General features: G+C 39.7%; 4 protein-coding genes and 1 pseudogene. 4 read left to right on the forward strand and 1 reads right to left on the reverse strand.

All coding sequences use genetic code 11. The features are described from left to right. The 3 genes and pseudogenes from ACYQ5K_RS17380 to ACYQ5K_RS17390 form a co-directional block, all read left to right on the forward strand. Positions 1–78, forward strand: a pseudogene (locus ACYQ5K_RS17380) (thiol reductase thioredoxin); the annotation flags it as partial. Between the two features lie 12 nt (positions 79–90). Then, positions 91–411, forward strand: coding sequence for a rhodanese-like domain-containing protein (locus ACYQ5K_RS17385; RefSeq protein ID WP_028086465.1), 321 nt, complete (start codon positions 91–93; stop codon positions 409–411). 1 nt (position 412) lies between these two features. Beyond that, positions 413–2,104, forward strand: coding sequence for an FAD-dependent oxidoreductase (locus tag ACYQ5K_RS17390; RefSeq protein WP_073106970.1), 1,692 nt, complete (start codon positions 413–415; stop codon positions 2,102–2,104). A gap of 118 nt (positions 2,105–2,222) precedes the next feature. Here ACYQ5K_RS17390 and ACYQ5K_RS17395 read toward each other — a convergent pair whose 3' ends face one another. Further along, positions 2,223–2,906, reverse strand: a complete 684-nt coding sequence (locus ACYQ5K_RS17395) for a Crp/Fnr family transcriptional regulator (RefSeq protein ID WP_044924472.1) — start codon at positions 2,904–2,906, stop codon at positions 2,223–2,225. 110 nt (positions 2,907–3,016) lie between these two features. On the opposite strand from ACYQ5K_RS17395, the gene ACYQ5K_RS17400 reads away from it, so the two are divergent. Beyond that, positions 3,017–3,678, forward strand: a 662-nt coding sequence (locus tag ACYQ5K_RS17400; protein ID WP_459778150.1) for a hypothetical protein, incomplete at its 3' end; no start/stop codon positions are given.

Raw genomic sequence — 3,678 nt, forward strand, 5'->3', positions numbered from 1 at the left:
GTGGTTATGAAGAATGGGAAGATTGTAACAAAAGTTTCAGGGGCAAGACCTAAGAAGGCAATCTTAGAGATGCTTTAAGGAGGTGCGTTAATGGGATTTTTTGATTTTTTAAAACAGGCGAATATTAATCAAGGGATAGAGGAATATAAAAAGACTGCTGGTGCAGTTCTGCTGGATGTTCGTACGCCGCAGGAATATCAGGAAGGGCATATACCAGAAAGTAAAAATGTGCCATTGCAACAACTTAACAATGTTGTTTCGGTAGTGAAGAATACAGAAATACCGCTGTTTGTATACTGTTATTCCGGAGCCCGAAGTCGTCAAGCAACTGGGATGTTGCAACGAATGGGATATTCTAAAGTAAATAATATTGGTGGCATTGCTGCTTATTCAGGAAAGGTGGAAAAATAAGATGAAGGTAATAATCGTAGGCGGTGTAGCCGGAGGAGCTACAGCTGCAGCAAGAATACGAAGATTGGATGAACATGCAGAAATTACTGTGTTTGAAAGATCCGGATACATATCCTATGCGAATTGTGGGCTTCCATATTATATCGGAGACGTGATCACAGACCCGGAAGAACTTACACTACAGACACCAGAGAGTTTTTTTAAACGATTCCGTATTAACATGAAAATTCATCATGAAGTTATCTCCATACATCCGGAACGAAAAACGGTTTCAGTGAAAAATTTAGAGAATGGTGAGATATTTGAAGAAAACTATGATAAGCTGATCCTCTCTCCAGGTGCAAAGCCAACACAGCCGAGACTTCCCGGAGTAGGTATGGATAAACTTTTTACACTTCGTACTGTAGAAGACACTTTTCGGATAAAGGAATATATAAATAAGAATCATCCAAAATCGGCTGTATTGGCAGGTGGCGGTTTTATTGGTCTGGAACTGGCAGAAAATTTGAGGGAGCTTGGCATGGATGTTACAATTGTCCAGCGGCCTAAGCAGCTGATGAACCCATTTGACCCGGATATGGCATCCATGATCCATAATGAAATGAGAAAGCATGGGATAAAACTGGTACTGGGCTATACAGTAGAAGGATTTAAAGAAAAGGACAATGGAGTAGAGGTTCTATTAAAAGATAATCCATCCCTTCAGGCTGATATGGTGGTGCTGGCAATCGGAGTTACACCAGACACAGCATTAGCAAAAGAAGCTGGTCTGGAACTTGGCATCAAGGGAAGTATCGTAGTGAATGACAGAATGGAAACTTCTGTACCGGATATTTATGCAGCAGGTGATGCAGTTCAGGTAAAACATTATGTTACGGGTGATGATGCGCTGATCTCTTTGGCCGGACCAGCCAACAAGCAGGGCAGGATCATCGCTGATAATATTTGTGGTGGTGACAGCCGTTACCTGGGCAGTCAGGGAAGCTCCGTTATCAAAGTATTTGATATGACAGCAGCCACTACAGGTATCAATGAAACCAATGCCAAAAAGTCAGGATTAGATGTAGATACAGTAATTCTTTCTCCTATGAGTCATGCCGGTTACTATCCTGGTGGAAAAGTGATGACCATGAAGGTGGTTTTTGAAAAAGAGACTTATCGTTTGCTTGGTGCTCAGATTATTGGATATGAAGGAGTTGATAAACGTATTGATGTGCTGGCAACAGCAATTCATGCAGGGCTGAAGGCAACCCAGCTGAAAGATCTGGATCTTGCATATGCACCGCCGTATTCCTCTGCCAAGGATCCTGTAAATATGGCAGGATTCATGATAGACAATATAGCAAAAGGTACCTTAAAACAATGGCATCTGGAAGATATGGATAAGATTTCTAAAGATAAAAGTGTTGTATTGCTGGATGTGAGAACTGTAGGTGAGTTTAACAGGGGGCATATGGATGGATTCAGAAATATTCCTGTAGATGAACTAAGGGAACGTATCAATGAAATTGAGAAGGGAAAGCCTGTTTACTTGATATGCCAAAGTGGTCTGCGCAGCTACATTGCCAGCCGTATTCTGGAAGGAAACGGTTATGAAACATACAACTTCTCCGGTGGATTCCGCTTCTATGATGCAGTGGTTAATGACCGTGCGCTGATTGAAAGGGCATATGCATGTGGTATGGATTATTAAAAAATAATCACAATAATTTTATAATTTACTTGTAGCGTAAAAAGATCCCCCATTTATTAGAAAGACTTTCACAATTCTGATAAATGGAGGATTCTTTAGATGTCATAGAAAAACAGTTTTATGATCTTTGTAGTGTTTCCAGTCTTTTCGAATCAAGGATGGTGATTTTGCCGCGTGAGAGTTTGACGAGACCATCGCCCTGAAAGTATCGAAGCATTCGAGTGATCACTTCCCTGTGGGAACCAAGATGGTTTGCGATAGTTTCGTGAGTGATTTTCAGTTCATTTGTTCCTTCGATAGAGGTCTCTTCTAAAAGAAATGAAGCAACACGCTTATCCAAACTCTTCCACATGATCTGTTCAATCAGCCACATGACATCAGAAAAACGGCTAGCCATTAATTCATTGGTATAGTTTGCGACGGGAGCCGATTCCTTCATGATGTCCTTATAGATTTCAGCAGGGATGATCCAAAGATCAGTATCTTTTTCTGCTTCAATGGTTACTTCAAATTGAATGGACTGCATGATACATGAGGCGGATAAAAGACACATATCCATATCGAACAGGCGGTAAAGTGTAATTTCTCGTCCTTCATCTGAAAGTATGTAAGTTCGAAGCTGCCCGGATTTAACCAGTAATAATCCAGTACAATCCAGGTTTCCGTTGTGAATGATCGTTCCTTTTTTTACATCCCGTGTAATCAAATTGTCTGAAATTACTTTTTTCTGTGCTGTATTTAAGTCATTCCATAGTGGAAAATAATTTTCGAAGCTCATAACAGTTATCTCCTTTACGAACATAGTATACTTACTTTTTTTAGATGCGTCAATTATATAATTGACATATGCCATAAATAAAAATATACTGACTATAGTACATGACGGTTGTGAATATGAGGGAGGGATAAATAATGCAGGGAGATGTCAGTTTTACATTTTTGGACCGAATTGAAGAAGTAGAACTGAATATTGTAGATAGACGATGGCAGTCTGCACTGGCATTGGCATTGACTTTGCCAGATATTTGCGGAGGTATTGCTTTCCCGGAAATTGTTAAACATTATCGAGATGGCCGGGTTATGCTGGATCGGCAAAAGAATCCGACCCGTGATGTGGGAACCCAGTATATTCGCTGGTTTGATGAATATGCAGGGGACTACTTTAAACTATCTCAATCCGATCAAAAGCCATATATTTGCGGAGAACGCTGTTGGCAGCTTCGATGTGAATATCTTCATCAAAATAAAGGATTTTTGAATGATGAAAATAATATACGCTTTCATCTTGGACTAAACTGTGGAATGTCAGTTTGTCAGTTGGAAAGTATGAACATACAGGAGAACGGAAACGATATTCGTATAGACATAGAACAGTTTTGTCTGAGGATGTGCAAGGCAGCAAAGAGTTATTATGATAAAGTTCATTTGGAAAAAGACTTTAGTCTCTATAATACACCAGTTTTGGATTTTATTCAGGTAACACAAAAAAAGAAAGCTGCTTCTATTATTGCACTGGTCTGTGGCAGTGAACGTTATGCAAAAGGATTAAAAGAAACATTGCAATTTATTTCAGA

The sequence above is a fragment of the Allocoprococcus similis genome, assembly GCF_054660775.1.

What these genes read in the sequence shown, in the direction of transcription:
- ACYQ5K_RS17385 (WP_028086465.1), top strand. Translation starts at nt 91, where the DNA reads ATGGGATTTTTTGATTTTTTAAAACAGGCGAATATTAATCAAGGGATA.
- ACYQ5K_RS17390 (WP_073106970.1), top strand. Translation starts at nt 413, where the DNA reads ATGAAGGTAATAATCGTAGGCGGTGTAGCCGGAGGAGCTACAGCTGCA.
- ACYQ5K_RS17395 (WP_044924472.1), bottom strand. Translation starts at nt 2,906, where the DNA reads ATGTTCGTAAAGGAGATAACTGTTATGAGCTTCGAAAATTATTTTCCA.